The organism is Nostoc sp. CALU 546 (assembly GCF_048836525.1).
Genome location: NZ_JAWJTF010000291.1, coordinates 1 through 2530 on the forward strand (window position 1 = coordinate 1; position 2530 = coordinate 2530).

General features: G+C 39.2%; 3 protein-coding genes and 1 pseudogene. 3 read left to right on the top strand and 1 reads right to left on the bottom strand.

From position 1 onward, the window contains the following. The 3 genes from RRG12_RS42815 to RRG12_RS42825 form a co-directional block, all read left to right on the top strand. The coding region (locus RRG12_RS42815) for an AIPR family protein (RefSeq protein WP_420763265.1) at positions 1 to 1019 on the top strand (1019 nt) is incomplete at its 5' end. Between the two features lie 235 nt (positions 1020 to 1254). After that, a complete protein-coding gene (locus RRG12_RS42820; protein ID WP_420763266.1) occupies positions 1255 to 1545 on the top strand; it encodes a hypothetical protein in 291 nt (96 codons plus the stop codon). Next, positions 1535 to 1774 carry a toxin-antitoxin system TumE family protein gene (locus RRG12_RS42825; RefSeq protein WP_420763267.1) on the top strand — a complete coding sequence of 80 codons (240 nt, stop codon included), beginning with the start codon at positions 1535 to 1537 and terminating at the stop codon, positions 1772 to 1774. Before RRG12_RS42820 ends, RRG12_RS42825 begins: the two co-directional genes overlap by 11 nt. A gap of 10 nt (positions 1775 to 1784) precedes the next feature. Here RRG12_RS42825 and tnpC read toward each other — a convergent pair. Continuing rightward, positions 1785 to 2530, bottom strand: a pseudogene (tnpC, locus tag RRG12_RS42830) (IS66 family transposase); the annotation flags it as partial.

Sequence of the window (2530 nt, forward strand, 5' to 3'; positions counted from 1 at the left end):
CAGCCAATAAAACTAAACCTGTCAAGAACAAAACTGAACTGGAGCTAGAAGTCTTAGAAGCTAACGAGGGGGGTAGTGATGGGATTATCAACGGTGGCCACACGATTTTAGCTTTTGAGCAAGCGAAAAATTACAACTATAATTTAACCGAAGCCAGGGTAAAAGTTACGATTCACATCGGATTGACTGAAGAATCAGCCAAAGATATAGCCCTAGCAAGTAATACTACAACGCCAGTAGATTCTCGCTCCAAAGTCAACGCTAGGGGTGATTACAAATTCATCAAGCAGTACTTAGCCCAGTTAGAACAGAAAGAAGATAGGAAATTCCGCATCGCCTATTACCAGAATCAAAGTGGCGCTCCCAGAAACGCTCAGTGCAATGTTACCCATTTGCTGAAGCTGCTTTACTGCCTCGACAGAAATAAATACAACCCCGACGGCAATAAACGAACCAAACACCCAGCAGGGATGAGTCTTCCAAGTAACATCACAGACGCAGAAAGGGAAAGATTAACCGCCTTACTGCCTCTCTTGACTCATGCTCTGTGGATAGAGCAAAGACTCTACGAAATAATCCAAGACCATATCAGTAACCCCAGAAGAAAGGGTTCCAACGATTTAGCATCAATTGATATACGTAAAACGACGCTATTGCCTGATAGCAAATACTCTTTCGGATTTGGTGCGCCAACTGACCTCGCATTACCGATAATTGCGTCCTATCGGGTATTTTTGGACAAGGACTATAAATGGATTCTGCCGTTTAACGAATTCGCCGAAGATTTCCTCCAACACTTGTGGAATAACTACTTCCGCAAATACTTGGTGTCAGAGAAAACAGCAGGAAATACAGTCGGTACAAAAATCAGCCGCAATCAAGAGATTTGGGAAAGTCTTTATATCTCGGCGCAGAGTTATCTAAATCAGCACTTGGTGAAAATGGTCAACTCTAGCAAGGAAGAAGAATCGAAGGTGACACAAGGTACAAAAGGGCGTGTGCAAGCAGGTAAGAAATAATAGTACAAGGTTTCTATGCGTGAGATTTGTTTTGGATGGGCGATGGCTTTTAACAGTGAACAGTGAACAGTGAATAGTTTTCAGTTATCAGTAAAGTCTTTGGGTTTTAACTGATAACTGTTTTAAGTGATGGACTAACTTCTGAAATCGAAAAGGTGCTATTGCTCACAGATTCTTTTCCATTTTGATATACAATAACAACTGCTCATTCAAGAGTAGCAAGAGAGGAAAAATAATGGCTGAACTCAAACTCCGGTCAAAAGATCCAGATTCCCTCAAACGCATTATTCAAAGTGCTTTGTCAGAAAGATTACAGAGTGTGACAGCAGGAATCAAAAGAACAGAAGAACGGATTCAGGAATTTGAAACGAAATATAAATTATCAACTGAGGAATTTATCACTCAGTTTAATAATGATGAATTATCTCATAGTTTTGACTTTGATGAGTGGATTGGAGAAGCTCGAATGCTGGCACATTTACACCAAACAAAAGAGTCAATAGAGGAGATTGATTTTGTTGATTGAAGATTATTTTCAGCAAGTTCAAATTTTAATGGAATCCTCAAAAGTAGTCCAATTATTTCATTTAGAAACGGAAAAAAGAGGAATATACGAAGGTTTTATCAGAGCCAAACTCGAATTTAAAGATAACTCCTTGCTGCATTTGAGGGAATTTATTTATGTTGAAATATCTCTTGATAGAAAAATGTATAGCTATCAATATATGAATTCAGAGAATAATCTAATTTTGTAAGGATTCAGGTCTAAACGAGAGGAATTAAAGAAGGGGTCTGCACAGAAGAGTTAACCATCGCTTTGATAGCTTGGTCAAAAAAGTCAATAACAGAGCGTCCTTGACGGCGACAAGTTTGTATAACAGTCAATAAATTAGCAGTATCTTGGAATCGCTTCAGAGAACGAGAACCACCACTGACTTTTCGTTTTGTGACTGCTAAACGTAATGTTCGTTCAGCTAAATTATTATCAGGCGGGATGTCCGGGTGGTCTAAAAAATACCACCATTGATGAGCTTTATTACGTAAGGAGCGTAAAAGTTTACCTGCTTCTCCTCCAGCTTTATCAATCCATGAATGAATGGAAGATTCAACTTTTAGTTTGAACTCGGATGCCCAACTCCAGAACTCATCAATGTTTTTAGTTTGTTGGAAGAGAGCATAGTTTTTAAAACCTTCATCTATCAGGCTGACAAATGCTGACCCAATCTCTTTGTTATTCAAGCCAGGAATCTTGATTAGTTTCTTGAAGTGACGGCGTAAATGTGCTTGACATTTCTGTTGAGCAATGACCTTATAACCATTGTAGGCACTAAAGTCATCAGAACTGAGTACACCCTCATAGCTTGAGCCTAGAATAGATTCTAATTCAGCACGAGAACGAGTATCAGCCGCATGAAATAAAGCGAAGTCGGCATATGGAAAAAAGAACATAACCATTCTTTTACACCTTTGACTAACCAAGGTGTTTCATCCACATGGATATTTGGCTGGGG

Excerpts from the sequence above, each read along its gene's own strand:
- RRG12_RS42820 (WP_420763266.1), top strand. The coding sequence starts at position 1,255 with ATGGCTGAACTCAAACTCCGGTCAAAAGATCCAGATTCCCTCAAACGC.